This is a genomic window from Polaromonas sp. SP1, from assembly GCF_003711205.1.
Taxonomy (GTDB): domain Bacteria; phylum Pseudomonadota; class Gammaproteobacteria; order Burkholderiales; family Burkholderiaceae_C; genus Polaromonas.
The window spans coordinates 1,197,849-1,222,230 of record NZ_CP031013.1 but is presented as its reverse complement, the minus strand read 5'-3'; the positions used below and the strand labels follow the sequence as shown (position 1 = coordinate 1,222,230).

Here is a 24,382-nt window from a genome sequence, read left to right as displayed (position 1 = left end):
CCATGCGCTCACAGCACAGGCAATTGACCATGAAACTCCACACACTTGTATTGGCACTGGCGATGGGGCTGTGCGCCGGCGCCTGGGCGGCGGGCAACATCGACACCGTCAGCGGCGAAGCCAGCATCATCAACCGCGACGGCCAGCCGCGCACCGCCAACAAGGGCGAGCGCGTGATTGAAGGCGAGACCGTCGCCACCGGCGCTGCCGGCGAAGTGATATTGCTGACCGACGACTCGGGCGTGCTGGCCGTGCGGCCGCTGTCGCGGGTGAAGATTGAGAAGTACCAGATCAGCGGAACCGACAAGGACACCGTCAGCCTGCACCTGCTGCGCGGCGCGCTGCGCTCCATCACCGGCTGGATCGGCAAGACCTCGCCGCGCAACTACCAGGTCATCACACCGACTGCGACCGTCGGCATACGCGGCACCGACCATGAAACCGTGATCGCCGAAGAGGGCGCCGAGGCCGGCACCTACGACCGCGTCTACAGCGGCGAAACCGCGCTGGAGACCGCCAGCGGCAGCGTCTTCCTGCAGTCGGGGCAAACAGGCCGCGCCGGTGCGCGTGACCAGCTTCCCCAGTTGCTGGCGCAGGCCCCGGCCGCGCTCTACCCGGCGCGCGCCAGCGACGCCGCCATCGACACGCTCAAGCAGGAGGCGCAGGGCAACCAGGCCACACGCCTGCGCGCACGCCAGGAGCAAAACCAGCGCTCGGGCGGCACCAGCAGCCAGGGCAACCCGGCCATCTCCGCACAGTGCACGCCCAATTCCCCGGCGCAGCGTGCGCTCGACGATTTCCTGCGCGCTTATGAACAAGGCAATGTGGCGCTGATCCAGCAGCGGCTGGACCCGGCCCTCATCGGTTACAGCGTGCTGATCAACGACATCATGCGCGACGCCAACGTGCAAAAGCAGACGCAGATCCGCGTGCTGGACCGGCAGATGCAATGCGGCCCCGATGTGTCCGTCATCGACTTCGCCTGGGAAAAGCGCTTCATCGACCTGGCCAACTTTCAGCCGCAGCTGGAGCGCGGACGCGCCTCGGTGCTGATCTCGGGCCTGGGCGCCGGCCAGAACGGGCAGTGGCGCATCAGCGGCTTTAACGGCGACAACCCCTTCCGCACATCGGCCGGCACGCCGCCCGGCCTGCAGGTTTCCCCGGCGTCCATCAGCTATGCCGGTGTGCCCGGCACGTGCCTCGTCACGGGCTCGGCCAGCGTATCGGCCAACAAGCCCTACACCTTGTTCGTCACCAACAATTGCGCGCCGGCCGGTAACGGTTCGTGCAACTTCACCCACCCGGCGTTCCCGCCTGCGACCATTTTGTCGCCGCCTGCGGTCGTGACCTCCTGCATAGCACCAGGAGCCGCCACGCCGGTGACCGCGCTTGGCGTAGGGTCGGCGACTTTCTCCGGCACGCCAGGAAGCGTTGTGAACCTGAGCACCGTGATTCCGGCCTCCGGCAGCGCGGGGCCCTCTAGCGTCAGCGCCAACCTGACCTGCAACACCACCGTCACTATTTCACCTTCGGCCGCGTGCACTGCATCGCCGTCGATTTTGCCGGTGAGTTTTACCGTCACTGATTCCGCACGCGCAGGCCAACCCATGGCCCCGGTGCAGGTGGCGGGCAGCAACGGCGACCGGGAAACCCTGCAGCTGATGGCGACCACGCCCGGCACCTTTGTGCTGATGTCGCTGCCGGTGCAAAAGGGCGCCGCCGCCAACCCCGGCAACGGCCGCCTGGAATTTGCCGGCCCCACCACCTTCACCGTGGCCTACCGCAGCGCCGGCGGCGTGCAGGTCACCCGCACGTTCACCGTCACACCGTAGCCAAGTTATAAGTAAAAAAGGCCTCCAGCCCAATTCCTGCATGGACTTGTAGCTATCAAAAAAATAGCAAACGAGCATACAGATGCGCCGGGCGGCTGCCGGTGCTAACCTTGGGCGCTGATCCACACAGCATCCCAAGGAAGCTCCATGACCTGGCAAACCGTTGTCTCCCAGCCCAGCGAACTCGGCGAGTCGCCGTTCTGGCATCCCGACGAGAACATGCTCTACTGGGTCGACATTCCGGGCAAGCAGGTCCACCGCTGCAACGTCTTCATGGGCACGGTCGACAGCTGGGCCATGCCGTCCGAGCCCGGCAGCATTGCGCCGGCACGCACGGGCAGCGACAGTAGCGGGCTGGTGATTGCGCTGCGCGACGGCATTTACCGCGCCCGCGAGTGGGGCGCCGAGCTGCAGCCCCTGATGAAAGCCGGCCACGACACGGCCACCACCCGCTTTAACGACGGCAAGGCCGATCCCGTCGGGCGCTTCTGGGCCGGCACCATGTACGAGCCGCGCGACAAATCCCTCGCCGAGCTGTTTTCCATCGACTGCCGCAGCAGCCTTGCACCGGTGGTGGAGCGCAAGGCGGGCGATGCCATCATCGCCAACGGCCTGGCCTGGTCGCCCGACGCGGCCACGGTGTACTGGACCGACACGCCCACACACACCACGAACGCCTGGAACTGGGACCCTGACAGCAACGCCATGACAAACCGCCGCGTGTTCCACCAGTGGCCCGGCAAGCCCGCGGGCTGGCAGTTCGGCATGCCCGGCTACGGCGGGCGGCCCGACGGTGCGGCGGTGGATATTCAGGGCAACTATTGGGTGGCGATGTTTGAAGGCGGGCGGCTTCTGAAGCTGTCGCCCGCAGGCGAGTTGCTGGCCGACATCCCCGTGCCGGCGCTGTGCCCCACCATGCCCTGCTTTGGCGGCGACGACCTGAAAACGCTTTACATCACCACGGCGCGCTACAACCGGCCCGCGGGTGAGCTTGCGGCCTACCCGGAGTCGGGCTGCGTGTTCTCGATGCAGGTCGATGTGCCCGGCCTGCCCGTCAATTTCTTCATCGACTGACGGCTTGCGGCGCAGGCCGCTGCAAAAAACCGAACAGGCTGCGTGCAAAAAGATCAAACACCCGGCAAGGCGGGGCGCGTACCATCGGGCACATGGCTACAGAGACTGATGATGTGATCGCTTCCATGGCGGCCCGCGTGCAAAGCGCCGCGGCCGCCGGCACGCCCCTGCGCATACGCGGCGGCGGCAGCAAAGACTTCTATGGGCAAGCCCTCCAGGGCGACATGCTCGACATGGCGGCGTATGCCGGCATCGTGAGCTACGAGCCCAGCGAACTTGTCGTCACCGTGCGCGCCGGCACCCCGCTGGCCGAGCTGGAGGCGCTGCTCGCCGCACAAGGCCAATGCCTGCCGTTTGAGCCGCCGCATTTCGGCGAGGCGGGCGCGCGCGCCACGGTGGGTGGCATGGTCGCCAGCGGCCTGAATGGCCCGGCCCGCAGCAGCGTGGGCGCCGTGCGCGACTACATGCTGGGCGTGGTGCTGCTCAACGGCAAGGGCGAGCGTCTCGTCTTCGGCGGTCAGGTGATGAAGAACGTAGCCGGCTATGACGTCTCGCGCCTGATGGCCGGCTCGCTCGGCACGCTGGGCGTGTTGCTGGAAGTCTCGCTCAAGGTATTGCCCGTCGCTCCCATGGAGGCCACGCTGGTGTTTGAGATGGACGAGGCGGCAGCCCTGCAGCAACTCAACCGCTGGGGCGCCATGCCTTTGCCTGTGAACGCCTCTTGCTGGCGGGAAGGCCGTTTGTATGTTCGCCTGCGCGGCGCGAAAGCCGCTGTGGCCGCCGCGCAAAAATCCATGGGCGGGGAAATTCTGGACAGCGACGCAGCCCGTCACTGGGCAGCGTTGCGCGAGCAGGCCCAGCCCTTCTTTGCGCTGCAAGGTGACGAGTCGCTCTGGCGGCTCAGCGTGCCCGACACCGCGCCGCCGCTCAACCTGGGCGAGACGCTGGTGGAGTGGGGCGGTGCGCAGCGCTGGGTCAAACGGCCTGATGGCGATGCGGCGCTCATCCGTGAAGCGGCGGCACAAGCCTCGGGCCACGCCACGCTGTTTCGCTCGGCAACCAAATCCGTTCCGGTGTTTTCCGCGCTCAAGCCCCCGCTGGACCGCATCCACCGCGAACTCAAAAAGCAGTTTGACCCGGCGGGCGTGTTCAACCCAGGCCGCATGTACGCGGGCTGGTAGGGCAAACCATGCGCCGCCTTCGCCACCTCACCGGGCAACACCGCACGCCGTATATGAACCGGCTCCTCGGCGGTTTGCTGGCCTTCAACGCCGGTGCCATCAACGCGGGCGGCATTCTGGTGGTCGGCATGTACACCTCCCACATGACGGGGTTTGCCTCCATGCTGGCCGACAACCTGGTGCTGGGCAACATGACGCTGGTGCTGGGCGCCGTCGGCGCACTGCTGGCTTTCACCACCGGCGCCGCGGTGACGGCCGTGCTGGTGAACTGGGCGCGACAGCATCATCTGCGCAGCGAATACGCGCTGCCCTTGCTGCTGGAGGCCGCGTTGATGCTGGTGTTCGGGCTGCTGGGCGCAACGCTGGGCCGCCAGACCCCGTTCGCCGTGCCGCTGACGGTGTTGGTGCTGGCCTTCACCATGGGCCTGCAAAACGCGCTGGTCAGCAAGATATCTTCCTCACAAATCCGCACCACCCACATGACAGGCGTCATCACCGACCTGGGCATTGAACTCGGCAAGATGTTTTACTGGAACCGCACGGCCAGCCCACCCGAATCGCGTGTGCGGGCCAACCGCATCAAGCTGCGGCTGTTCGGCACCTTGCTGGCGATGTTTGTCGCGGGCGGCCTGGTGGGCGCGGCCGGGTTCAAGTACATCGGTTTTATCTGGGTGGTGCCGCTGGCGCTGATGCTGCTGGCCTTGTCGCTGCCGCCCCTGTTTGCGGATTTCCGCCGCGCCGCCCGGCGCAAGGCACTCGCCCTGGCATTCAAAGACGCGCCCTGACACCATGCAAACCCATCTCGCCCCCGAATTCAAAAACACCGCCGACGGCCTCGAGGCCGAAGCCATTTTGCGCAAGTGTGTGCATTGCGGTTTTTGCACCGCCACCTGCCCCACCTACCAATTGCTGGGCGACGAGCTTGACGGCCCGCGCGGCCGCATCTACCTCATCAAGCAGGTACTCGAAGGCGAAGCGCCCACACGCAAGACGCAGATGCACCTGGACCGGTGCCTCACCTGCCGCAACTGCGAAAGCACCTGCCCCAGCGGCGTCGAATACGGCCACCTGGTCGACATCGGCCGCAAGCTGGTTGACGAGCGCGTGCCGCGCCCGGCCGGTGAAAAGGCCCTGCGCTGGGCGCTCAAGGAAGGCCTGCCGTCGCCGCTGTTTGCGCCTGCGATGAAAGCCGGCCAGGCCGTGCGCGGCTTGCTGCCTTCAGCGCTGCAGAACAAGGTGCCGGCCAAACAGGCGGCAGGCGCCTGGCCACAGCGCACGCATGCCCGCAAGATGCTGATGCTCGAAGGCTGCGTGCAGCCGGCGATGATGCCCAACATCAACGCCGCAACCGCGCGCGTGCTGGACGCCGCAGGCATCCAGACCGTCATCGCGCCCAAGGCTGGTTGCTGCGGCGCGGTGAAATTCCACCTCAACGACCAGGACGGCGGCAAGGCCGAGATGCGCCGCAACATCGACGCGTGGTGGCCGCATGTGCAAGGCGAAGGTGTGGAGGCCATCGTCATGAATGCATCGGGCTGCGGCGTCACCGTCAAGGACTACGGCCACATCCTGAAAGACGACCCGGCCTATGCGGCCAAGGCCGCGCGCATCAGCGAACTCACACGCGACTTGAGCGAGTTGATGCCCGAGCTGGTCGGCGAATTGCAGGGCAAAGTCAAGGCGCAGGCCGGGGCGATGGTGTTCCATCCGCCGTGCACGCTGCAGCACGGCCAGCAGCTGCGCGGCGGGGTCGAGACGCTGATGAATGCGCTGGGATTCGACGTGAAGCTGGCCTCCAGCGAATCGCACCTGTGCTGCGGCTCGGCCGGCACTTACTCGGTGCTGCAACCCGACATTGCCTACCAGCTGCGCGACCGCAAGCTCGGCAACCTCCAGGCCACCGCACCCGAAACCATCATCTCCGCCAACATCGGCTGCATCACCCATCTGCAAAGTGGCACGGCGACACCGGTGCGGCACTGGGTGGAAGTCCTGGACGCTTCGCTCAACTAAGCCCCCACCAAGCGCTCTGCCAGGCTACTGACACTACGTTGTCAGGAGGCTCCCCGCACCATCAAGGCTTCTTTCACACAAAGGGAGCCTTCCATGAAAAACGCCATCACCTGGTTTGAAATCCCCAGCACCCAGCTGGACAAAGCCCAGGCCTTTTACGAAGCCGTGCTGAGCTGCAAGCTGCGCCGCGAGCCCATGGGCCCGTCGGAAGGCGCGGTGTTTCCTTACCAGGAAGGTGAGGGCGCTGACGCCGGCGTTGGCGGCGCGCTGATCGCAGGGCCCACGGCCGCCACACCCGCCGCCGCCGGCACACTGGTCTACCTCGATGCTTCGCCCTCACTCGATGCGGCACTGGCGCGCGCAGTGAAGGCCGGCGGCAAGATCGCCCTGCAGCGCCAGGCGCTGCCGCCCGGCATGGGTTTCTTTGCGCACATTCTTGACCTGGACGGCAACCGCGTCGGCTTGCACGCGCTGGCATGAGCCGCAGGAACTGGATTGCCGTCGCGAGCGCCGAGCATGCGCGGCGCGGGTGTGCTGAACCGCTTAACGGCTTTATGCAGGTTTGCCACGGCAAGCGCGCGCCACTGCAGCGCGTATCGCCGGGCGACCTGGTGGCGTACTACGCGCCCACGCAGCGCATGGGCGGCGGCGACAGGCTGCAGAAATTTGTCTCGCTGGGCATCGTGCAGGCAGGCGAGCCCTACGTCTTCGACGCGGGCGGCGGCTTCACGCCGTTCCGCCGTGACGTGGCGTATGTCGCGGCAGAGGAAGCGTCCATCCTGCCCTTGCTCGAGCAGTTCGACTTTGTCGAAGACCCGCAGCGCTGGGGCTACAAGTTTCGCTTCGGGCTCTTTGATATCAGCGACCACGACATGCGCCTGATTGCGCGTGCGATGCGGGCCGACTTGAAGGCGCTCGGTCTGGAGACCGGCTCCAGGTCGTCCGGAACACCCGCAGCGCAGGCTACGGGCGCAGCCTCGTCACGACAAGCAAGTCTGATTGCATGACGCTACTAATTTGATAGCGTATAGCCAAGGTGCTTATTGGGCTAGAGGCCTATTTTGCTTAAATTTTGCCGGAGATTGGGGTCAAGCCAGCCGGCGATAAAACACCGTCGTCCCGCGCAGCCCGCCCTGCGGCATCAGCGCGTAGTCCGGGATCTCACCCACACGCTGCCAGCCCAGGCGCTCGTAAAGCCGGGCGGCCGTGCTGCCGGTGATGGTGTCCAGCACCAGCAGCGTTTTGCCGCCATCGCGCGCCAGGTTTTCAGCGGCGCGCATCAAGGCCTCGCCCAGGCCCTGGCGGCGCATGCGGCGGTGCACCAGCATCTTGGCCAGGTCGGCGCGGTGCGGCTGATTTTCAGGCTGGGCCAGCACCAGTTGCACCGTACCGCAAATGCCTTGCGCGTCTTCGGCCACCAGCAGTGCACGCTCACCCGCCGCCACGCCTTGCGCTACGCCGCGCCAGAAGATGATGGCGCGCTCATGCGTCAGCGGGTGCATAAAGCTGACTGACGCGCCGCCTTCGACGCAGTCGGTCAGCACGTCGGCGAGCTGGTCAATCTGCGCTTCGGACACTGTGTGCAGGCGCCGCAAGGTCCAAGTGGATGTAGAAGTTGTAGAAGTGTTCATCGTTTGGCGTGAGGTTCAGACGCGATCACCACCGCATAGCGCGCAGGTTTTCGAGTCGGGTTATGGAACATGGTGGGGCGGTCCAGCTGCATCGCCAGGCAGTCGCCTTCGCGCAGCGCGTGGCGCGCATCGCCGACCGTGATGTCGATCGCGCCTTCCAGCACCCACACCTGCTGGTGCACGCGCGCGTCACGCACGCCGGTCTCAAACGCCACGCGCCCACCCGGCGGAAAGTGCACTTCCACAATCTGCATAGGCTGCGGCACGCCAGGCGGCGAGATGTTGCGCCGCAGGTAGCCCGATGCCGGGTCTTGCCACTGCACCTGATCTGCACGCCGCGATACAGGGCTGATGGGGCTGACGGGCGTTTGGGCAGCGGGCGTCTCGAACAGCGAAGCCAGCATCACGCCCAAGGCCGTGGCAAGCTTTTCCAGCACCACGGCGGTGGGGCTGCTTTCACCGCGCTCGATCAGCGAGATCATCGAGCGGCTCACGCCGCTGTGGGCGGCCAGCATTTCGAGCGACAAGCCCCTGGCCGCGCGCAGCTCGCGCACGCGTTCGGCGATGCGCTGGTTGAGGTCGAGAAGAGGTTCTTTCATGGTGGAATCAGTATTCCACCATATTGGAAGTCATGTCAAGTGCCGAAAACCTGCGAAAGGAATTTCCAGGTGATGCCGACAAGCAGGGAGATCACTACGCCAATTCCCAGTTTCTTCAGAACTCCGCCAATACGCCTGCCGCTGACCTGGAGCGAGAGCTTGGACGTAACGGCCTCCCTGTTCATCGCAGGAAACTGTTTGGACGTTTCGATGAACCTCTCTCCTTCAGCAATGAGATCTTCCAGGAGGGCCTTTTTTCTTTCATCAACGTCAGGCCCGGCGTTCTTCAGGGAGGCTTTCATTGACGCAACAGATTGCCTGACCTGCTGCACGCTTTGGGAGACTGGTTGTGTCAAGGGCTACTCCGGCTGAGCATGCTGTTCATAGATAACGGCCTTCCCATCAAGAAGAAGTTGAGCAACATGCAGGCGTGTTCTTTGCACACGGACAAGCCCATCCGTTCGGTCGCAACCATGCCCAGGTAGTTTGCAATGGTTTCTGCGCTCTGCTTTTCCTGGAGAAGTTCGAACACCTGAGGCAAGTAACCTTGATACTCGTCACGAGCCTCTGGTACACCCGAGACACCAACTGGGTCCCCTATGTAATGGGGCACCTCATCCACGGCCCGATAAAGAGCAAGTTCTGGCGGGGAAAGCTTCTGGCCCATGTTTGTTTCTGACGTTAGGGGCGCCGCCACTCAGGCGATGCTGCATTCTTCGTACCTTAACGTCTTTTTTCAAGGCCCGCGCATTGGCGGCGTCAGGCACATGTCCGGCCATTCGGTACGCGGTAAGCTGCACTCCTCCAACCCACCAAACCCACCATGCGCCGCGCCGACCGCCTCTTCCATCTTGTCCAGCTGATCCGTGGCCGGCGTTTGAGCACGGCTGAATTCCTGGCCAAGCGGCTGGAGGTGTCGGAGCGCACCATCTACCGCGACGTGGCCGACCTGCAGCATCAGGGCGTGCCGATTGAGGGTGAGACGGGTGTGGGTTACCGGTTGGGCGCGGGTTTTGATTTGCCGCCGCTGATGTTCACGCAGGCGGAGGCCAATGCGCTGGCGGCTTCGGTGCGGCTGGCGCAGGCCTGGCTGGACCCGGCGATGGCGGGTGATGCGGAGGCGGCGTGGGGCAAGATTTTTTCGGTGCTGCCGCCGGCGGCGCGTGCGGCGGCCGAAGGCGTGCCGTTGTATGCGGTGGTGATCGCGCCGGACACTGCGACGCAGCGCAGCCTGCAGCTGTTGCGCGAAGCGGTGCACGCGCGTTGCAAGGTCGAGGTGCATTACCGCGATGTTGAGGAGCGCGAGACCCGCCGCGTGCTGTGGCCGCTGGGTTGCTTTTATTGGGGCAGCGTCTGGACGCTGGGTGCCTGGTGCGAAGTGCGTGAAGACTTTCGCAACTTTCGCGTGGACCGCATGACGTCGGTGAACGTGCTCGATGCACGGGTCGGCCACGAGGCGGGGCGTACGCTGGCGGACTATCTGCGTGTGATGAAGTCGCGCGAGTGCTGATGGGTTGCTATTAATTCAATAGCTGTATGCCCAGACTGAGCCTGGGCTGCAGCCACTTCTTGCTTAAATTTTTGATCCGGACCCGTCGCGCAGGCGTTCAGGCTGCCAGCGCCGCTTCGATGTCTTTGGCCAGGTCGGCCGGCTTGTCGTTGGGGGCGTAGCGCCGTATGACTTTGCCGTCTTTGCCGACCAGGAACTTGGTGAAGTTCCACTTGATGGACTTGATGCCGAGCAGGCCGGGCGCTTCGGCCGCGAGCCACTGGTACAGCGGGTGCGCGCCGGGGCCGTTGACGTCGATTTTGGACATCATCGGGAAGCTCACGCCGTAGTTGACCTGGCAGAACTCGGCGATCTCGTCGTCGCTGCCCGGGTCTTGCGAGAGAAACTGGTTGCTGGGAAAGCCCAGCACCGCCAGGCCTTTGCCGGCGTATTGTTTGTACAGCTCCTCCAGCCCGGCGAACTGGGGCGTGAAGCCGCATTTGCTGGCGGTGTTGACGATCAGCATCACCTTGCCTTTGAAGGCATCCAGGGCGACGTCTTTGCCGGTGATGTCTTTGGCCTGGAAGCTGTAAACGGTTTTTTCTGCGCTCATGTGTGACTCCTGGTGTCTGTCTGCAAAGGCGCTATCGGACCACGGCGGGCCGGTGCGGTCAATGGGGGAATGTCTCGGCGGGACGCTAATGCGACTTCGCGTTGGGCGCGATGGCCGCCAGCACCGCGGCCAGCACGATCAAGCTGCCGCCTATCAGTACGCGCGGCGTGAGTTCAGCGGCGCCCATCGCGGCCGACGACAAACTGGCAAAGAGGATCTCGGTCAGCATCACGATGGCCGTGGTGCCTGCGGCCAGCCGCGCTGCGCCGTACTGCAGTCCGGCGTTGCTGGCCATGAAGGCGACGCTGAGGCCCAGCACGATGGGGATGCCGGCGGCGGCCAGTGCCGGCCCGGGCACCACGGCTTGCGTCATGCCCACCAGCGCGGCGGCTGCCGCCATCAGGCCGCTGCCGCCAAACATGGCCAGCATGCGCGACTCGCTGGGCGTGTGGTTGTACTTGCGCAGCACCGAATTGGTCACGGCAAAACTGAAGCCGCCCATGATGGCCAGCCAGTCGGCGGCGCCCTGCGGCACCGGCCAGGGCGACTCGGGCGCTTTCAGCACGATCAGCACGCCGGCCATGGCCAGCAGCAGGCGCAGCAGTGACGCGGCCGAAGGCTTTTCACCCAGCATCACCCAGGCCACCAGCACCGACCACGCGGGCATCAGATAAAAGAGCAGCACCACGCGCACCACATCGCCCACGGTCACGGCCCAGTTGAAGCCGACGTTGGTCAGGCCCGAGGCCGCCGCGAGGAACCAGAGTTGCGGATGCGCCAAAAACCCGCGCCAGGCGGCAGGGCGCAAGGTCAGCAGGCCGGTCACGACGACCGCATAGACCAGCGCCGTGGCCCACAGCGGGTGCAGGCCGTGGCTGTGCAGCTCGCGCAGCGGCCACCAGGAGACGCCCCAGACAAAGGCATTGAGTGTGAGCGCCAGAACGGCTTTGGAGGTGTCGCGTGCAGCGGCACCGTATATCGCATCCACCTGCATCAGTGCGATTTATCGCTGCGGGCGATGTTCAGCAGGTGGTCGACCTGCTCTTTGTATTTGACGGTGTTGCTCTTGTGCCAGCGCTGGATCAGCCACATAAAGCCGGCCACCACAATGCCGAAGGCGGTGATGGCGCCAAAGGCCGACAGGCCCAATCCGGTGGACAGGCTGTAGAAAGCGCCCAGGCTCAAGATGCAGGCCTGTTCATTGAAATTCTGCACGGCAATCGAGCGGCCCGCGCCCATGAGGTTGTGGCCGCGGTGCTGCAGCAGGGCATTCATGGGCACCACCAGGAAGCCGCCCAGTCCGCCCAGCAAAATCAGGAAGGGCGCCGCCACCCAGACATTGCCGATGAAGTTCATCAAAATGACCAGCAGGCCCATGGCAATGCCCAGCGGCATCACACTGGTGGCCTGGTCCAGCCGCATGCGCATGGAGGCCAGCACCGCACCCACCGCGGTGCCGATGGCCACCACGCCCACCAAAGAAGATGCCTGCGTGGTGCTGTAGCCCAGCGCCGCGGCGCTCCAGGCCAGCACGATGTAGCGCAGGTTGCCCGACACGCCCCAGAACAGGGTGGTGGTGGCCAGCGAAATCTGCCCGAGCTTGTCGCGCCACAGCGCCGAGTTGCAGTTCCAGAAATCCGGCAGTAGCTCCAGCTTGTTGCGCGGCATGGGCCGCATCTCCACGCCGGTGTCGGGAATGCGGGTGTTGAACCACGCGGCAATGGCGTACAGCAGGATCAGCACCGCAATTGCGGCTTCAGGCGCGGTGTCGATGCCGGTGGTGATGACCGGGAAATCAAACGACAGCAGCATCGACGACACCGAATGCCCGACCAGTTGGCCGCCCAGCAGCACACCCAGGATGATGGAGGAAATCGTCAGGCCCTCGATCCAGCCGTTGGCCTTGACGAGCTGCGAGGCCGGCAGGAGCTCGGTCAGGATGCCGTACTTGGCCGGCGAATAGGCGGCGGCCCCGAGCCCGACGATGGCGTAGGCCAGCAGGGGGTGCGAGCCGAACAGCATCATCAGGCAGCCCACCACCTTGATGGCGTTGCTGACAAACATGACGTTGCCCTTGGGCCGGGCATCGGCAAAAGCCCCCACGAAGGGGGCCAGCACCACATAAAACAAGGCAAACATGGGCACCAGCGCCGCCGGCTGCCACTTGGGCGCCCCGCTGGTTTTGAGCAGCTCCACGGCGGCTACAAACAGCGCGTTATCAGCCAGCGAGCTGAAAAACTGGGCTGCCATGATGGTGTAAAAACCGCGCTTCATTAAACTGTTGTTGTCACTGCATCAGTACATCAGCAAATCTGATGCGGCAAGATATGGGTGAATGTCTCCAGACGATTCCGGTTTATAGCATGGGCCCCGATGCCAGAATGCCTAAAGACCCTCGATATCACCCGGCGGGAAGGATTGAGCGCCTGACCGCCGGCAGCCAGTAAACAACCCTTCATTGCGCCATGCCACGTCCCATCCTCGCCACCATCCACACCGAAGCGCTTGCCCACAACCTGTCCCGCGCCCGCGCCGCCGCGCCCGATGCCAAGGTCTGGGCGGTCGTCAAAGCCAATGCCTACGGCCACGGCATCGAGCGCGTCTTCGACCCGCTGCGCAGCGCCGACGGTTTTGCCCTGCTGGACCTGGCCGAGGCGCAGCGCCTGCGCGCGCTGGACTGGCGCGGCCCCATTTTGTTGCTCGAAGGCTGTTTTGACGCGCGTGACCTGGAGCTGTGCTCGCGCCTGGGCCTGTGGCACACGATTCATTGCAACGAGCAGATCGACATGCTGGCAGCCCACAAGACGCAGCTGCCGCACCGCGTGTTCCTCAAGATGAACTCGGGCATGAACCGGCTCGGGTTTACCCCCGAGCGCTACCGCGCCGCCTGGACGCGCCTGAACGCGTTGCCGCAGGTCGATGAAATTTCGCTGATGACGCACTTCAGTGATGCCGACGGCCCCAAGGGCATCGCCGCGGCGCTCAAGGCCTTTGACGCCGTCACGCACGACCTGCCAGGCGAGCGCACCCTCAGCAACAGCGCCGCCAGCCTGCGCCATGGCGATGTGCTGGCCGGCCGCTCCGACTGGGTGCGGCCCGGCATCCTGGTGTACGGCAGTGCGCCCGACTTCCCCGAGCACAGTGCGGCCCAGTGGGATTTGCAGCCCACCATGACGCTGTCGGCAAAAATCATCAGCGTTCAGGAGCTCAAGGCCGGCGACACCGTGGGCTACGGCTCCAGCTTCACCGCCGACGGCCCGCTGCGCATCGGCATCGTCGCCTGCGGCTACGGCGACGGCTACCCGCGCCACTGCAGCACCGGCACGCCCATGTTGGTGGGCGGCGTGCGCACCCGCATGGTGGGGCGGGTCAGCATGGACATGCTCACCGTCGACCTCACGCCCACGCCGGCGGCGGGCATAGGCACCGAAGTCACGCTGTGGGGCAAGGCCTCCAGCGGCGCCCTGATGCCGATCGATGAAGTCGCGCAAGCCGGCGGCACCGTGGGTTACGAGCTGATGTGCGCCGTAGCCCCGCGTGTTCCAGTCCAGGCTGACTAAAGAAGAACGATTTTTTGCCACAAGGGAGCACACACATGGAATCCTCACAAGTGGAATACGCCGGTTTCTGGATTCGTGTCTGGGCGTCCATCATCGACACCATCATCCTGGGTGTGTTGATCTACCCGGTGCTGACGGCGATCTACGGCAGCCAGTACTGGGACAGCACAGACTTTGTGCAGGGCCCGGCCGATTTCCTGATCTCGTGGGTGTTGCCCGCGATTGCCGTGGTCTGGTTCTGGCTGGCGCGCCAGGCGACGCCGGGCAAGATGGCCGTCGGCGTGCGCATCGTCGACGCCAACACCGGCAACAACCCGGGCGCCACGCAGCTCATCGTCCGCTACCTCGGCTACTTTGTCTCGGCGATTCCGCTGTGCCTGGGCCTCTTCTGGGTGGGTTTTGACGCGCGCAAGCAGGGCTGGCATGACAAGCTGGCGCGCACGGTGGTCGTGCGCAAAAAGCGCGGCAAGCCAGGCACCGTGAAGCCCGACGAGCAATGGCCTGAATAAACCGGAATCACCATGACAGCATCGCTTCCCGTCACCGTACGTCCTGTGCAACCGGACGATTTCGAGGCCTGGCTCCCACTCTGGGCGGGCTACAACAAGTTCTACGGGCGCTTTGGCCCCACCGCCCTGTCCGGCGACATCACGGCCATGACCTGGACGCGGTTTTTTGATGTTTATGAGCCGGTGCACGCACTGGTGGCCGAGTCCGGCGGCGAGCTGGTGGGGCTGACGCATTACCTCTATCACCGCAGCACCACGCGCATCGGTCCCGTCTGCTATTTGCAGGACTTGTTCACCGCCGAATCCGTGCGCGGCAAGGGTGTTGGCAAGGCCCTGATTGAAGCGGTGTACGAGCAGGCGCAGGCTGACGGCTCTACCCGCGTTTATTGGCAAACCCACAAGACCAACGCCACGGCCATGCGCTTGTATGACCAGGTGGCGGAGAACTCGGGTTTTGTGGTGTACGCCAAGCCGCTCTAGGCGCGGCTCTGGCTCTTCAGCTCAGCGCGGCGCGATCTTCGCGCCGGTGATTTTTTCCTGCGCCTTCACCAGCGCCGGCACAAACTCCTTGCCGTGGCCCAGCGCGCTGGCAGTGGCCAGGCTCTGGTGCACCGCTTCGCCGACGTAAGAGGGCACGTTCACCATCTCGGCCAGGTGCGTGTAGTAGCGCAAATCCTTGCGCGCGTTGTCCAGCTCGAACTTGATGCCCGCAAAGTCGCCGCCCAGGGTTTTGGCCATGGCCTGGAAGAGGCCGGAGTTCACCGCACCGGCTGAAATCACATCCACCAGCTTTTGCGGCTGAATGCCCGCCAGCGCGCCGACGGCAAAGGCCTCGGCCGTGGCCGTGCAGATCGCCTGGCCGATGAAGTTGTTGAGCAGCTTGATGACGTGGCCGGCGCTGGGGCCGCCCACATGGAAGATGTTTTCGCAGTAGGCCGCCAGCACCGGACGGATCTTGTCGAACACCGCCTGCTCGGCGCCCACCATGGTGTTGAGTTTGCCGAGTTCGGCCTCGACCGGCGTGCGCGCCAGCGGCGCATCGACCAGCGTGGCGCTGTGTTGCGCGCACAGGGCGGCCAGGCGGCGTGTCGATTCAGGTTCGCTGGTGGAGGTGTCGATCACGATCAGGCCGGCCTTGGCCTTGGACAACACGCCGTTGGCGCCCAGCAAGACTTCTTCCACCTGCGGCGAGCCGGTCACGCAGATCACCACGGCGTCGCAGCCGCCCAGCTCAGCCGCGCTGGCGGCCTGTTTGGCGCCGGCGGCCAGCAGGTCGGCCACGCGATCCTTGTTGCGGTGAACGGTCAGGCTCACCTCAAAGCCCTTGGCCTGCAGGTTTTTCGCAATGCCATGGCCCATCAGGCCGGATGCGCCAATGACGCCTATGTGTTTCATGTTGTCTCCTGAAAAACGGGGTTGGGGAAAGAAGGTCGTGTTAACCGGCCCTAATAAAGGCCCTTGACCTGCGCCTGCAGCCGCGCAAGTCCCAGCAGCGCATTGGTGAACGGCGTGGGTACCTGCGTGAGCTCGCCGAGCTCCTTGACGGCAGTGACCAGCGCATCCAGCTCCACCGGTTTGCCGGCCTCGATGTCCTGGAGCATGGACGTCTTGAACGCGCCCAGCTTGCGCGTGATGATGTGCCGCTCGGCCGGCGTCTGGTTGATCGGGATGCCGATGCGCGCGCCGATCTCTTTGGCTTCCAGCATGATGCTGTGGGTGAAGCCGGTGACCAGTTCGTCGTCGAGCACGCGGTCCATGGTCGCGCCGGTCAATGCGCTGATCGGGTTGGCCGTCATGTTGCCCCAGAGCTTGAACCAGATGTCTTTCTGGATCTGCTCGGACACCGGTGCTTCAAACCCGGCTTTTTCAAGCAGGGCCGCGAGCTGCTGCACCCGTGCGGTTTTTTCGCCGGAAGGCTCGCCGATGATGAGTTTGTTGCCGAAGTGGTGGTGCACCTGGCCGGGCTCGTCGAGCGAGCAACTGGCATGCACCACGCAGCCGATGATGTGTTTTGCCGGGATGGCTTGGGCCAACGCGCCCGTCGGGTCGACAGACTTGAGCCGCTGGCCGGCCAGCGCGCCGCCAAAGCCCTGCAAAAACCACCACGGCACGCCGTTCATTGCCGTCAGCACAGTCGTGTTCGGGCCGATCAGCGGCGCGATCTGGCGCACGACTTCGGGCAAGGAGGGCGCCTTGACGGCCAGCACGACGAGGTCTTGCACGCCCAGGTCGGCTGGCTTGGCGCTGGATTTCACCGCCTGCGATGTGACCGTGCCCGCCTGGTTCAGCCGCAGTCCGTGCATCTGCAGGGCCTCGAGCGTGGCGCCGCGCGCCACCACACTCACCTCACAGCCCGCGCGCGCCAGGCCCATGCCGATCCAGCCGCCGATGGCGCCTGCGCCGTAAATGCACACCTTCATCCGTGGTTCCGTCCCCAAAAAATTCTTAAGCAAAATCGGGCTCTAGCCCAATCGCCACCTTGGCTAGTCGCTCCTGATTTGATAGCAAGAGGCTTTTAACCTTCTGGCGTGAAACCAACCGCCTTGACCAGCGGGCCCCACAACTCCGTGTCCGCCTTGAGCATCGCCGCCAGCTGGGCCGGCGACGTCGGCGCCACTTCCAGGTAAGACACCGCCAGTCCATCGATCACATCTTGCGACGCCAGCGCCGAGCGGATGCCGGCGTTCAGGCGCTGCACCACGTCCTGCGGCGCCTTGGCGGGCAGGAAAAAGCCGAACCATTCGGTGAAGGCCATGTCCTTGAAGCCTTGCTCCACCAGCGTGGGCGTATTGGGCGTGAACTTGCCGCGCTTGGGGCCGCTGGTCGACAGCAGGCGGCATTTGCCGGCCGCCACATGCTGGGTGAACTCGCCGGTCGGGCCCGAGACGGCGGCGATCTGCCCGCCGATCATGTCGAGCACTGCGGGCTGCGTGCCGCGGAAGGCGACGTGGCGCAAATCCACATTGCCGGCGCGGCCCAGCAGCGAGCCGATGAAGTGCGGCGACGAGCCGGCCGCGGGCGAGCCGAAGTTGGCCTGGCCGGGGTTGGCCTTGCACCAGGCGAGGAAGTCCGGCACGGTCTTCACGCTGGCCGGCACCATGGGGCCGACGGCAAAGCCGTAGTCAAAAATCGCCGCGGCCGAGACCGGCGTCAGGTCGGCCACCGGGTCGTAGGGCAGCTTCTTGTAGGTGTGCGGGTAGATGCCGAGCATGGACATGGGCGTGAGCAGCACGGTGGCGCCGTCGGGCGCGGCGTTCTTCACGAACTGCACGGCGATCTGCCCGCCCGCGCCGGTCTTGTTTTCGACCACGGCACTTTTGGCGTAGCCGGGGTGCAGCTTGTCGGCCACGCGGCGCGAGACGATGTCGGCGGTGCCGCCAGGCGCGAAGCCGGCGATGACCTTGGTGCTGTCAATGGCCTGGGCCCAGGCGCGCTGGCCGATGCCGGCCAGCAAGGCGGCGGCGCCGGTGGACTGGATGACGTGGCGGCGTGAGATGTTCATGGTGTGTTCCTCAGGGTGTCGGAGAGAAGGATGGGAGAGAGAAAAAGCCAGCAGACATTGTGTCTTCAAGCAGATGTTTTGTGTTGTGCAGGGTCAGCCCTTCGTCAAGTGCGCGGCCAGGTTGTTGCGCTTGCCTTCGTAGACCGGATGGCCCTCGTCGATCTGCAGCGTCATGCCCACGGCCTGGCTGGCAAACACGGCCTCCAGGTGCGCGCTGGCGCTGGCCAGCAGGGCGTCGCCGGCGCGCTTTTTCAGCGCCTCGCTGCGGCCCGGGGTGATCAGCAGGTTCATATAGATAAAGGCGCGGCCGGGCTGGCCGTCCGCCACAGCAAAATGCTGCGCCGGCCAGGCCATTACCCGCGTGCCTGACACGGGAAACAGCGGCGCCACGCCGTCTTCGCCGCGCAGCGCCACCAGCGTGGCGGCCAGGGTTGTGCACAGCGCGCCCATGTCGGTGGCGGCGTCGAGGTTGGCGGTGTATTCAATCTTCAGGTGCGGCATGGCGAGAGGGCTTTAAAAAGGAGTCGTTTTAGCGGAGCCGCCATCATGACCAAAGTGCAAACGCTGGTTATTTGTACAGTAATATCACGCATGGCCAAAGACAAATCGATTTACACCTGCACCGAATGCGGCGGCACCAGCCCCAAGTGGCTGGGCAAATGCCCGCACTGCAACGCCTGGAACACGCTGATCGAATCGGCCGCCGAGAGCAGCTCGCCCGTCAAGAACCGCTACAGCAGCCAGTTCCAGTCGCTGGCCAAGGCGTCGGAGGTGACCACGCTGTCCGACATCGAAGCCGCCGACATGGAGCGCACGCCCACCGGGCATGAAGAGCTGGACCGCGTGCTGGGCGGCGGCATCGTCGAAGGCGGCGTGGTGCTGATCGGCGGCGACCCGGGCATCGGCAAATCGACGCTGCTGCTGCAGGCGCTGGATTCGCTGCAGCGCGCGGGGCTCAATACCCTTTACGTGACGGGTGAGGAAAGCGGCGCGCAGGTGGCGCTGCGTTCGCGCCGGCTCGGGCTGGACGGCTCGCAGGTCAAGGTGCTGGCCGAAATCCAGCTCGAAAAAATCCTCGCCACGCTGGAGGCCACGCAGCCCGCGATTGCCGTCATCGATTCGATCCAGACGGTGTATTCCGACCAGCTCACCTCCGCGCCCGGCTCGGTCGCGCAGGTGCGTGAATGCGCGGCCCACCTCACGCGCGCGGCCAAGTCCAGCGGCGTGTGCATCGTGCTGGTGGGCCATGTGACCAAAGAGGGCGCGCTCGCCGGCCCGCGCGTGCTCGAGCACATGGTCGACACGGTGCTCTACTTTGAAGGCGACACGCATTCGAGCTTTCGCCTGGTGCGCGCCATCAAGAACCGCTTCGGTGCGGTCAATGAAATCGGCGTGTTCGCCATGACCGAAAAAGGCCTCAAGGGCGTGGCCAACCCGAGCGCGATCTTTTTGAGCCAGCACAGCGAGCCGGTGCCCGGCAGCTGCGTGCTCGTTACGCTGGAGGGCACGCGCCCCATGCTGGTCGAAATCCAGGCGCTGGTCGACAACGGCGGGCCCAGCCCGCGCCGCCTGTCGGTCGGCCTGGACCGCGACCGCCTGGCCATGCTGCTGGCCGTGCTGCACCGCCATGCGGGCGTGGCCTGCATGGACCAGGACGTTTTTGTCAACGCCGTGGGCGGCGTGCGCATCAGCGAGCCCGCCGCCGACCTGGCCGTGATGCTGGCCATCACCTCGTCCTTGCGCGGCAAGCCGCTGCCCAAAGGCTTTCTCGCGTTTGGCGAAGTCGGCCTGGCCGGCGAAGTGCGGCCCGCCCCGCGCGGCCAGGAGCGCCTGAAGGAAGCCGCCAAACTGGGCTTTAGCGTGGCCGTGGTGCCCAAGGCCAATGCGCCGAAGAAGCCGATCGAAGGCCTGACCATCCACGCGGTGGAACGGGTGGAGGAGGCGATGAACGTGGTGCGCAGCCTGAGCTAGATTACGCTGATGAAGGAGTCCCCATGAAACTCGCCGTCATCTCCGATATCCACGGTAACCTGCCGGCGCTGCAGGCCGTGCTGGCCGACATCGCAAAGCAAGGCGTTGACCAGACCGTCAACCTGGGCGACATCCTCAGCGGGCCGCTACAGCCGGCCGAAACCGCCGATTTGCTGATGGCGCACAACTTCACCACGATTCGCGGCAACCATGAGCGGCAGGTGCTCGCCCTGATCGACCAGGGCCAGCCGTTCGATCCGCTCAGCTCTGACGGCTACACCGCCGCCCAGGTCACGGCGGCCCATTGCGACTGGATTCGTTCACTGCCCGAAAGCCTGGCGCTCGCCGGCGGGGACGTGCTGCTGTGCCACGGCACGCCGGCCAGCGATTTGATCTATTGGCTGGAAACCACGGTGCCCGGCTTTACCGGTGAAGGCGCCGGCCACGCCACGGGCATCAGGCCGGCTACGCCCGCTGAGGTGGCCGAGCGGCTGGGCGCGGCGGCGCAAGCCGGGCATTCGCTCATCCTGTGCGGCCACACCCACGTGCCGCGCATGGTGCAGTGCGGCGACGCGCTCATCGTCAACCCCGGCAGCGTGGGCCTGCAGGCCTATGACGACGAACATCCGCACCCGCACGTGGTCGAAAACGGCGCGCCGCATGCACGCTATGCCATCGTTGAAAAAACCGGCCGGGGCTGGCACGTCGACTTGCGCGCCGTGCCTTACGACCACCTGGCGCAGTCCAGGGTGGCGGCCAGCCGCGGGCGCGCGGACTGGGCTTACGCGCTGGCCACGGGCTGGGTCCAGCGTGCCGGTGGTTGAACTGCTATTAAATAAGTAGCTGCAACCCAAGGCGGTTATTGGGCCGGAGGCACTTTTCATCATCAAGCTACGCTGGGCCCCGCAGCCCGCCAGCGTCTGAAGGCCGCTACGCACTCCCCGCAGCGCCGGCCGCCCCGGCGGCTGCCAAAATAGCGCCATGAACTTCCAGAAAATTGTTGTCCCCGTGGCCGGCGTGGCCGTCATCGTGCTGGCTTACCGTTTTTACGCCTGGGCCGGCGTGGCGGTGGTCGTCACCGCCCTTGTCATGTGGGTGCTGCTGCACTTCACCCGCATGATGCAGGTCCTCAAACGCACGGCCAACCGGCCCATCGGTTATGTCGACAGCGCCGTCATGCTCAACGCCAAACTCAAGCCCGGCATGACGCTGCTGCACTTGATCGCCATGACACGCGCGCTGGGCGAACTCACATCGCCCAAGGACGAGCAGCCCGAGCTGTTCCGCTGGACCGACGCCGGCGGCTCGCATGTCACCTGCACCTTTGTGGGCGGCAAACTGGCGCACCACGCGCTTTTCCGGCCTGCGCCAGAGGCTCTTCCGGCTGATTCCCCGCCCGCCCCGTAAAATCCGTCATTCAGGTTTCCGGGCGCTGCCTTGCGGCGTGCCCGGCCCCGCATCCCCCCACTTACACAACAGGATCCCATCATGTCCCCAGTAGCACCCTCCATGGCAGACCGCGACGGCAAAATCTGGATGGACGGCCAGATGGTCGACTGGCGCGACGCCAAGATCCATGTGCTGACCCATACCCTGCATTACGGCTGCGGCGCCTTTGAAGGCGTGCGGGCCTACAACGGCGCCGGCGGCACGGCGATCTTCCGGCTGGAAGAGCACACCGAGCGCCTTTTCAACAGCGCCAAGATCCTGCGCATGAAGATCCCGTTCAGCATGGAAGAGGTCATGGAAGCGCAAAAAGCCGTGGTGCGCGAGAACAAGCTCGAAAGCTGCTACCTGCGCCCGCTGACCTGGATCGGTTCACAAAAGCTGGGCGTGTCGCCCAAAGGCAACCAGATCCACCTGATGGTGGCGGCCTGGGCCTGGGGCGCCTACCTGGGTGAAGAAGGCATGAAGCGCGGCATCCGCGTGAAGACCTCCAGCTACACCCGCCACCACGTCAACATCACCATGACGCAGGCCAAGGCGGTGAGCAACTACACCAACTCCATCCTGGCCAACATGGAAGCGCTGGACGACGGCTACGACGAGGCGCTGCTGCTCGACGCCTCCGGTTTTGTCAGCGAAGGCGCGGGTGAAAACATTTTTGTGATCAAGGGCGGCGTGGTCTACACACCCGACCTGTCGGCCGGCGCCCTCAACGGCATCACCCGCAACACCATCCTGCACATCTGCAAGGACCTGGGCCTGGAACTCATCCAGAAGCGCATCACGCGCGACGAGGTGTACATCTCCGACGAAGCCTTTTTCACCGGCACCGCCGCTGAAGTCACGCCCATCCGCGAACTCGACCGCATCGAAATCGGCGCCGGCTCACGCGGCCCCATCACCGAAAAGATTCAGGCCGCGTTCTTTGACATCGTCAACGGCCGCAATCCCAAGTACGCCCATTGGTTGGCCAAGGTCTGAAGCGCTTACTGAAAGTCCCACGATGAGCACCACCACAACTACCCACGCTTCCGCCGTCGAACTGCTGGCCTCCGACCTGAACGCCCAGGGTGGCGTCTACTGCCCCAGCCCCAAGGCGGACATGAAAATCTGGAACAGCCACCCCAAGGTCTACCTGGATGTGGCGCGCACCGGTAGCGCCAAGTGCCCGTATTGCGGCACGGTTTACGCGCTGAAGGCGGGCGAACACTTTGGCGGTGGACATTAATCCCCCCCGAAGCGGCCTGCGGCCGCCTCCCCCTCAAGGGGGCACCGCTGGCGGCCCGGCAAAGCCGGTTCCGCGGCGGCCTTGGCCTAAACATCTTTGATGCCCGAATCACTCGTCATTGCTCCTCAGTGGATTGGTGACGCCGTCATGACGGAGCCGCTGATGCGCCGGCTGCATGCGCGCGGCGAGCGTCTCACGGTCGGCGCCTTGCCCTGGGTGGCGCCGGTCTATCGCGCGATGCCTCAGGTCGCCGAGGTCATTGAATTTCCTTTTGCGCACGGCGGCCTGCAGTTCCGCGAGCGCCGCGCCATCGCCAAGCGCATCGAAGGCCGTTTCGACAAGGCTTATGTCCTGCCCAACTCGCTGAAAAGCGCGCTGCTGCCCTTTCTGGCCAGCATCCCGGAGCGCATCGGCTACTTCGGCGAAGCGCGTGTGGGCCTGCTCACGCACCGGCTCAAAAACCCCAAGAACAAGCCGCCCATGGTGGCGTTTTATTCCGCGCTGAGTGGCGGCGCAGACCTCGACCAGGATCGCCCGCAACTGCAAATGGCGCAAGCCGAGATTGACGGCGCGCTGGCGGCGCTGGGCCTGCAGCGCGGCGGCTATTACGTGTTCGCACCGGGCGCGGAATACGGCCCCGCCAAGCGCTGGCCCGCCCGTCATTTTTCAGAACTTGCCATGCGGCTGGATTTGCCGGTGGTGCTGCTGGGCTCGGGCAAAGAGGCGGCGCTGTGCGAGGAAATCGCCGCGCCGGTGAATGCGGCACAGCCCGGCAAATGCCTGAACTTTGCCGGCAAGACCTCGCTGGTGCAGGCCTTGTGCCTGATCGCCGCCAGCCAAAGCACCATCAGCAACGACTCGGGCCTGATGCATGTGGCCGCCGCTTTCGGTGTGCCGCAGGTGGCGATTTTTGGGTCGTCCAGCCCGCTGCATACGCCGCCGCTGAGCGACAAGGCCACCGTGCTGTGGCTCAAGGCCGACGCGGCCTACCAGCCTCCGCTGGACTGCGCGCCCTGCTTTGAGCGCGACTGCCCGCTGGGCCACACGCGTTGCCTGAACGACATCCAGCCGGAGCGGGTGCTGGCGGCGCTGGCGCCGGCTTCTTAAGCGGGGAAGGCTGATAGGGGTGCAATGCCCGGTTTGCCCAGCGCAGGCGTGCGCGCCACATTCATCACCCAGCACACCATCACGAAGTAGCCGACCAGGCTCACCAGCTCGACCACGCCCTGTTCGCCGAAGGTTTTGACCGCCGCGGCGTAGGTGGCGTCGCTGCAGCCGTGCTGCCTCAGCACTTCAAACGTGAGGTCCAGCGCCACCGCTTCGTCGTCGGCCATGCCCCGCGGCTGCCGGCCCTCGGCAATCGCGTCCACGGTGGCCTGGGCCACGCCCGCGGCGACTGCCAGGGGCGCGTGCATCACCCATTCGAACTGGTTGGCGGTATGGCGGGCCGCCACGCAGGTCGCCAGTTCGCGGATGCGCGCCTCCAGCGGGCTCTCAAAGCGCAGGTAGGCGCCGACGTCGCCGATGCGCCCCATCAGCTGCGGGCTGCGCAGCAGGGGGATGAAGGGGCCAAATACCGCCTTGCGCGGCCCGGCAATGATGGCGTCGGCGGCGTCGCGCTGCGCGGGCGACATCGCTTCGCGGGCCGGCAAGGGCATGCGCTCTTCGGTGGACGGGAAAAAGCCCTGGGGCGGGTGTGGGGTGCTCATGGTGTTTCCTGTGGTGCGGTGGGTG

29 protein-coding genes are annotated in these 24,382 nt (G+C 65.2%); 17 read left to right on the top strand and 12 right to left on the bottom strand.

Features of this window, described 5'->3' with window-relative positions; all coding sequences use genetic code 11:
• The first annotated feature begins 29 nt into the window (after positions 1-29).
• The 7 genes from DT070_RS05905 to DT070_RS05875 all read left to right on the top strand — a co-directional run bounded on the left by DT070_RS05905 (position 30) and on the right by DT070_RS05875 (position 7,107).
• Positions 30-1,832: a FecR domain-containing protein gene (locus tag DT070_RS05905; RefSeq protein ID WP_164483717.1), complete on the top strand. Its 1,803-nt coding sequence runs from the start codon at positions 30-32 to the stop codon at positions 1,830-1,832.
• A 147-nt stretch (positions 1,833-1,979) separates the two neighbouring features.
• Positions 1,980-2,906, top strand: a complete 927-nt coding sequence (locus DT070_RS05900; RefSeq protein WP_122954555.1) for an SMP-30/gluconolactonase/LRE family protein — start codon at positions 1,980-1,982, stop codon at positions 2,904-2,906.
• Positions 2,907-2,998: 92 nt separating this feature from the next.
• Positions 2,999-4,087, top strand: a complete 1,089-nt coding sequence (gene glcE / locus DT070_RS05895; RefSeq protein ID WP_122954554.1) for a glycolate oxidase subunit GlcE — start codon at positions 2,999-3,001, stop codon at positions 4,085-4,087.
• Positions 4,088-4,095: 8 nt separating this feature from the next.
• On the top strand, positions 4,096-4,872 hold the full coding sequence (locus tag DT070_RS05890; protein ID WP_122954553.1) for a YoaK family protein: 777 nt from the start codon (positions 4,096-4,098) through the stop codon (positions 4,870-4,872).
• Between the two features lie 4 nt (positions 4,873-4,876).
• Positions 4,877-6,100 carry a glycolate oxidase subunit GlcF gene (gene glcF, locus DT070_RS05885; protein WP_122954552.1) on the top strand — a complete coding sequence of 408 codons (1,224 nt, stop codon included), beginning with the start codon at positions 4,877-4,879 and terminating at the stop codon, positions 6,098-6,100.
• A 93-nt stretch (positions 6,101-6,193) separates the two neighbouring features.
• On the top strand, positions 6,194-6,580 hold the full coding sequence (locus DT070_RS05880; protein WP_122954551.1) for a VOC family protein: 387 nt from the start codon (positions 6,194-6,196) through the stop codon (positions 6,578-6,580).
• The gene (locus DT070_RS05875) at positions 6,577-7,107 is read left to right on the top strand and encodes an EVE domain-containing protein (protein WP_122954550.1); all 531 of its coding nucleotides are present in this window, start codon (positions 6,577-6,579) and stop codon (positions 7,105-7,107) included. The genes DT070_RS05880 and DT070_RS05875 overlap by 4 nt, the downstream gene beginning before the upstream one ends.
• 81 nt (positions 7,108-7,188) lie before the next feature.
• Here the strand turns inward: DT070_RS05875 and DT070_RS05870 are convergent, their stop codons facing one another.
• Genes DT070_RS05870 through DT070_RS05855 form a run of 4 tightly spaced genes read right to left on the bottom strand, consistent with a single transcriptional unit; the run spans position 7,189 to position 8,997 of the window.
• Positions 7,189-7,731, bottom strand: a complete 543-nt coding sequence (locus DT070_RS05870) for a GNAT family N-acetyltransferase (RefSeq protein ID WP_122954549.1) — start codon at positions 7,729-7,731, stop codon at positions 7,189-7,191.
• On the bottom strand, positions 7,728-8,330 hold the full coding sequence (locus DT070_RS05865; RefSeq protein ID WP_122954548.1) for a helix-turn-helix domain-containing protein: 603 nt from the start codon (positions 8,328-8,330) through the stop codon (positions 7,728-7,730). The genes DT070_RS05870 and DT070_RS05865 overlap by 4 nt, the downstream gene beginning before the upstream one ends.
• Before the next feature lie 35 nt (positions 8,331-8,365).
• Positions 8,366-8,632: a hypothetical protein gene (locus DT070_RS05860; RefSeq protein ID WP_122954547.1), complete on the bottom strand. Its 267-nt coding sequence runs from the start codon at positions 8,630-8,632 to the stop codon at positions 8,366-8,368.
• A gap of 50 nt (positions 8,633-8,682) precedes the next feature.
• Positions 8,683-8,997, bottom strand: coding sequence for a hypothetical protein (locus DT070_RS05855; protein ID WP_206074056.1), 315 nt, complete (start codon positions 8,995-8,997; stop codon positions 8,683-8,685).
• Between the two features lie 156 nt (positions 8,998-9,153).
• Between DT070_RS05855 and DT070_RS05850 the strand changes: the two genes are divergently transcribed.
• Positions 9,154-9,840 carry a YafY family protein gene (locus tag DT070_RS05850; RefSeq protein ID WP_122954546.1) on the top strand — a complete coding sequence of 229 codons (687 nt, stop codon included), beginning with the start codon at positions 9,154-9,156 and terminating at the stop codon, positions 9,838-9,840.
• A gap of 97 nt (positions 9,841-9,937) precedes the next feature.
• Here the strand turns inward: DT070_RS05850 and DT070_RS05845 are convergent, their stop codons facing one another.
• The 3 genes from DT070_RS05845 to lplT all read right to left on the bottom strand — a co-directional run bounded on the left by DT070_RS05845 (position 9,938) and on the right by lplT (position 12,706).
• Positions 9,938-10,432, bottom strand: coding sequence for a glutathione peroxidase (locus DT070_RS05845; RefSeq protein WP_122954545.1), 495 nt, complete (start codon positions 10,430-10,432; stop codon positions 9,938-9,940).
• A gap of 85 nt (positions 10,433-10,517) precedes the next feature.
• Complete coding sequence (locus tag DT070_RS05840) at positions 10,518-11,426, bottom strand: DMT family transporter (RefSeq protein WP_122954544.1); 909 nt, start codon at positions 11,424-11,426, stop codon at positions 10,518-10,520.
• On the bottom strand, positions 11,426-12,706 hold the full coding sequence (gene lplT, locus DT070_RS05835; RefSeq protein ID WP_122954543.1) for a lysophospholipid transporter LplT: 1,281 nt from the start codon (positions 12,704-12,706) through the stop codon (positions 11,426-11,428). The genes DT070_RS05840 and lplT overlap by 1 nt, the downstream gene beginning before the upstream one ends.
• Positions 12,707-12,897: 191 nt before the next feature.
• Here lplT and alr point away from each other — a divergent pair, with 191 nt between their 5' ends.
• From alr to DT070_RS05820, 3 genes are read left to right on the top strand one after another with little or no spacing between them, the layout of a single operon-like run.
• The gene (gene alr, locus DT070_RS05830; protein WP_122954542.1) at positions 12,898-13,992 is read left to right on the top strand and encodes an alanine racemase; all 1,095 of its coding nucleotides are present in this window, start codon (positions 12,898-12,900) and stop codon (positions 13,990-13,992) included.
• A gap of 35 nt (positions 13,993-14,027) precedes the next feature.
• On the top strand, positions 14,028-14,501 hold the full coding sequence (locus DT070_RS05825) for an RDD family protein (RefSeq protein ID WP_122954541.1): 474 nt from the start codon (positions 14,028-14,030) through the stop codon (positions 14,499-14,501).
• Between the two features lie 12 nt (positions 14,502-14,513).
• Positions 14,514-14,981, top strand: a complete 468-nt coding sequence (locus DT070_RS05820; protein WP_122954540.1) for a GNAT family N-acetyltransferase — start codon at positions 14,514-14,516, stop codon at positions 14,979-14,981.
• A 21-nt stretch (positions 14,982-15,002) separates the two neighbouring features.
• Here the strand turns inward: DT070_RS05820 and DT070_RS05815 are convergent, their stop codons facing one another.
• The 4 genes from DT070_RS05815 to DT070_RS05800 form a co-directional block, all read right to left on the bottom strand.
• Complete coding sequence (locus DT070_RS05815; protein WP_122954539.1) at positions 15,003-15,896, bottom strand: NAD(P)-dependent oxidoreductase; 894 nt, start codon at positions 15,894-15,896, stop codon at positions 15,003-15,005.
• A gap of 50 nt (positions 15,897-15,946) precedes the next feature.
• Entirely contained in the window at positions 15,947-16,921 is a 975-nt protein-coding gene (locus tag DT070_RS05810; RefSeq protein WP_122954538.1) for a 2-dehydropantoate 2-reductase, read from the bottom strand.
• Positions 16,922-17,016: 95 nt separating this feature from the next.
• On the bottom strand, positions 17,017-18,003 hold the full coding sequence (locus DT070_RS05805; protein WP_122954537.1) for a Bug family tripartite tricarboxylate transporter substrate binding protein: 987 nt from the start codon (positions 18,001-18,003) through the stop codon (positions 17,017-17,019).
• Positions 18,004-18,096: 93 nt separating this feature from the next.
• Entirely contained in the window at positions 18,097-18,504 is a 408-nt protein-coding gene (locus DT070_RS05800; protein ID WP_122954536.1) for a 5-carboxymethyl-2-hydroxymuconate Delta-isomerase, read from the bottom strand.
• Positions 18,505-18,594: 90 nt separating this feature from the next.
• Here DT070_RS05800 and radA point away from each other — a divergent pair, with 90 nt between their 5' ends.
• The 6 genes from radA to waaF all read left to right on the top strand — a co-directional run bounded on the left by radA (position 18,595) and on the right by waaF (position 23,755).
• On the top strand, positions 18,595-19,974 hold the full coding sequence (gene radA / locus DT070_RS05795; RefSeq protein ID WP_122954535.1) for a DNA repair protein RadA: 1,380 nt from the start codon (positions 18,595-18,597) through the stop codon (positions 19,972-19,974).
• Between the two features lie 23 nt (positions 19,975-19,997).
• The gene (locus DT070_RS05790) at positions 19,998-20,798 is read left to right on the top strand and encodes a metallophosphoesterase (RefSeq protein ID WP_122954534.1); all 801 of its coding nucleotides are present in this window, start codon (positions 19,998-20,000) and stop codon (positions 20,796-20,798) included.
• 157 nt (positions 20,799-20,955) lie between these two features.
• Positions 20,956-21,381 carry a glycerate kinase gene (locus DT070_RS05785; RefSeq protein WP_122954533.1) on the top strand — a complete coding sequence of 142 codons (426 nt, stop codon included), beginning with the start codon at positions 20,956-20,958 and terminating at the stop codon, positions 21,379-21,381.
• An 81-nt stretch (positions 21,382-21,462) separates the two neighbouring features.
• Positions 21,463-22,401 carry a branched-chain amino acid transaminase gene (locus DT070_RS05780; protein WP_122954532.1) on the top strand — a complete coding sequence of 313 codons (939 nt, stop codon included), beginning with the start codon at positions 21,463-21,465 and terminating at the stop codon, positions 22,399-22,401.
• 22 nt (positions 22,402-22,423) lie between these two features.
• Positions 22,424-22,648: a zinc-finger domain-containing protein gene (locus DT070_RS05775; RefSeq protein WP_122954531.1), complete on the top strand. Its 225-nt coding sequence runs from the start codon at positions 22,424-22,426 to the stop codon at positions 22,646-22,648.
• A gap of 99 nt (positions 22,649-22,747) precedes the next feature.
• The gene (waaF, locus tag DT070_RS05770) at positions 22,748-23,755 is read left to right on the top strand and encodes a lipopolysaccharide heptosyltransferase II (protein WP_122954530.1); all 1,008 of its coding nucleotides are present in this window, start codon (positions 22,748-22,750) and stop codon (positions 23,753-23,755) included.
• Here waaF and DT070_RS05765 read toward each other — a convergent pair.
• Positions 23,752-24,357 carry a carboxymuconolactone decarboxylase family protein gene (locus DT070_RS05765; RefSeq protein WP_122954529.1) on the bottom strand — a complete coding sequence of 202 codons (606 nt, stop codon included), beginning with the start codon at positions 24,355-24,357 and terminating at the stop codon, positions 23,752-23,754. The genes waaF and DT070_RS05765 overlap by 4 nt on opposite strands.
• Between the last annotated feature and the right edge of the window lie 25 nt (positions 24,358-24,382).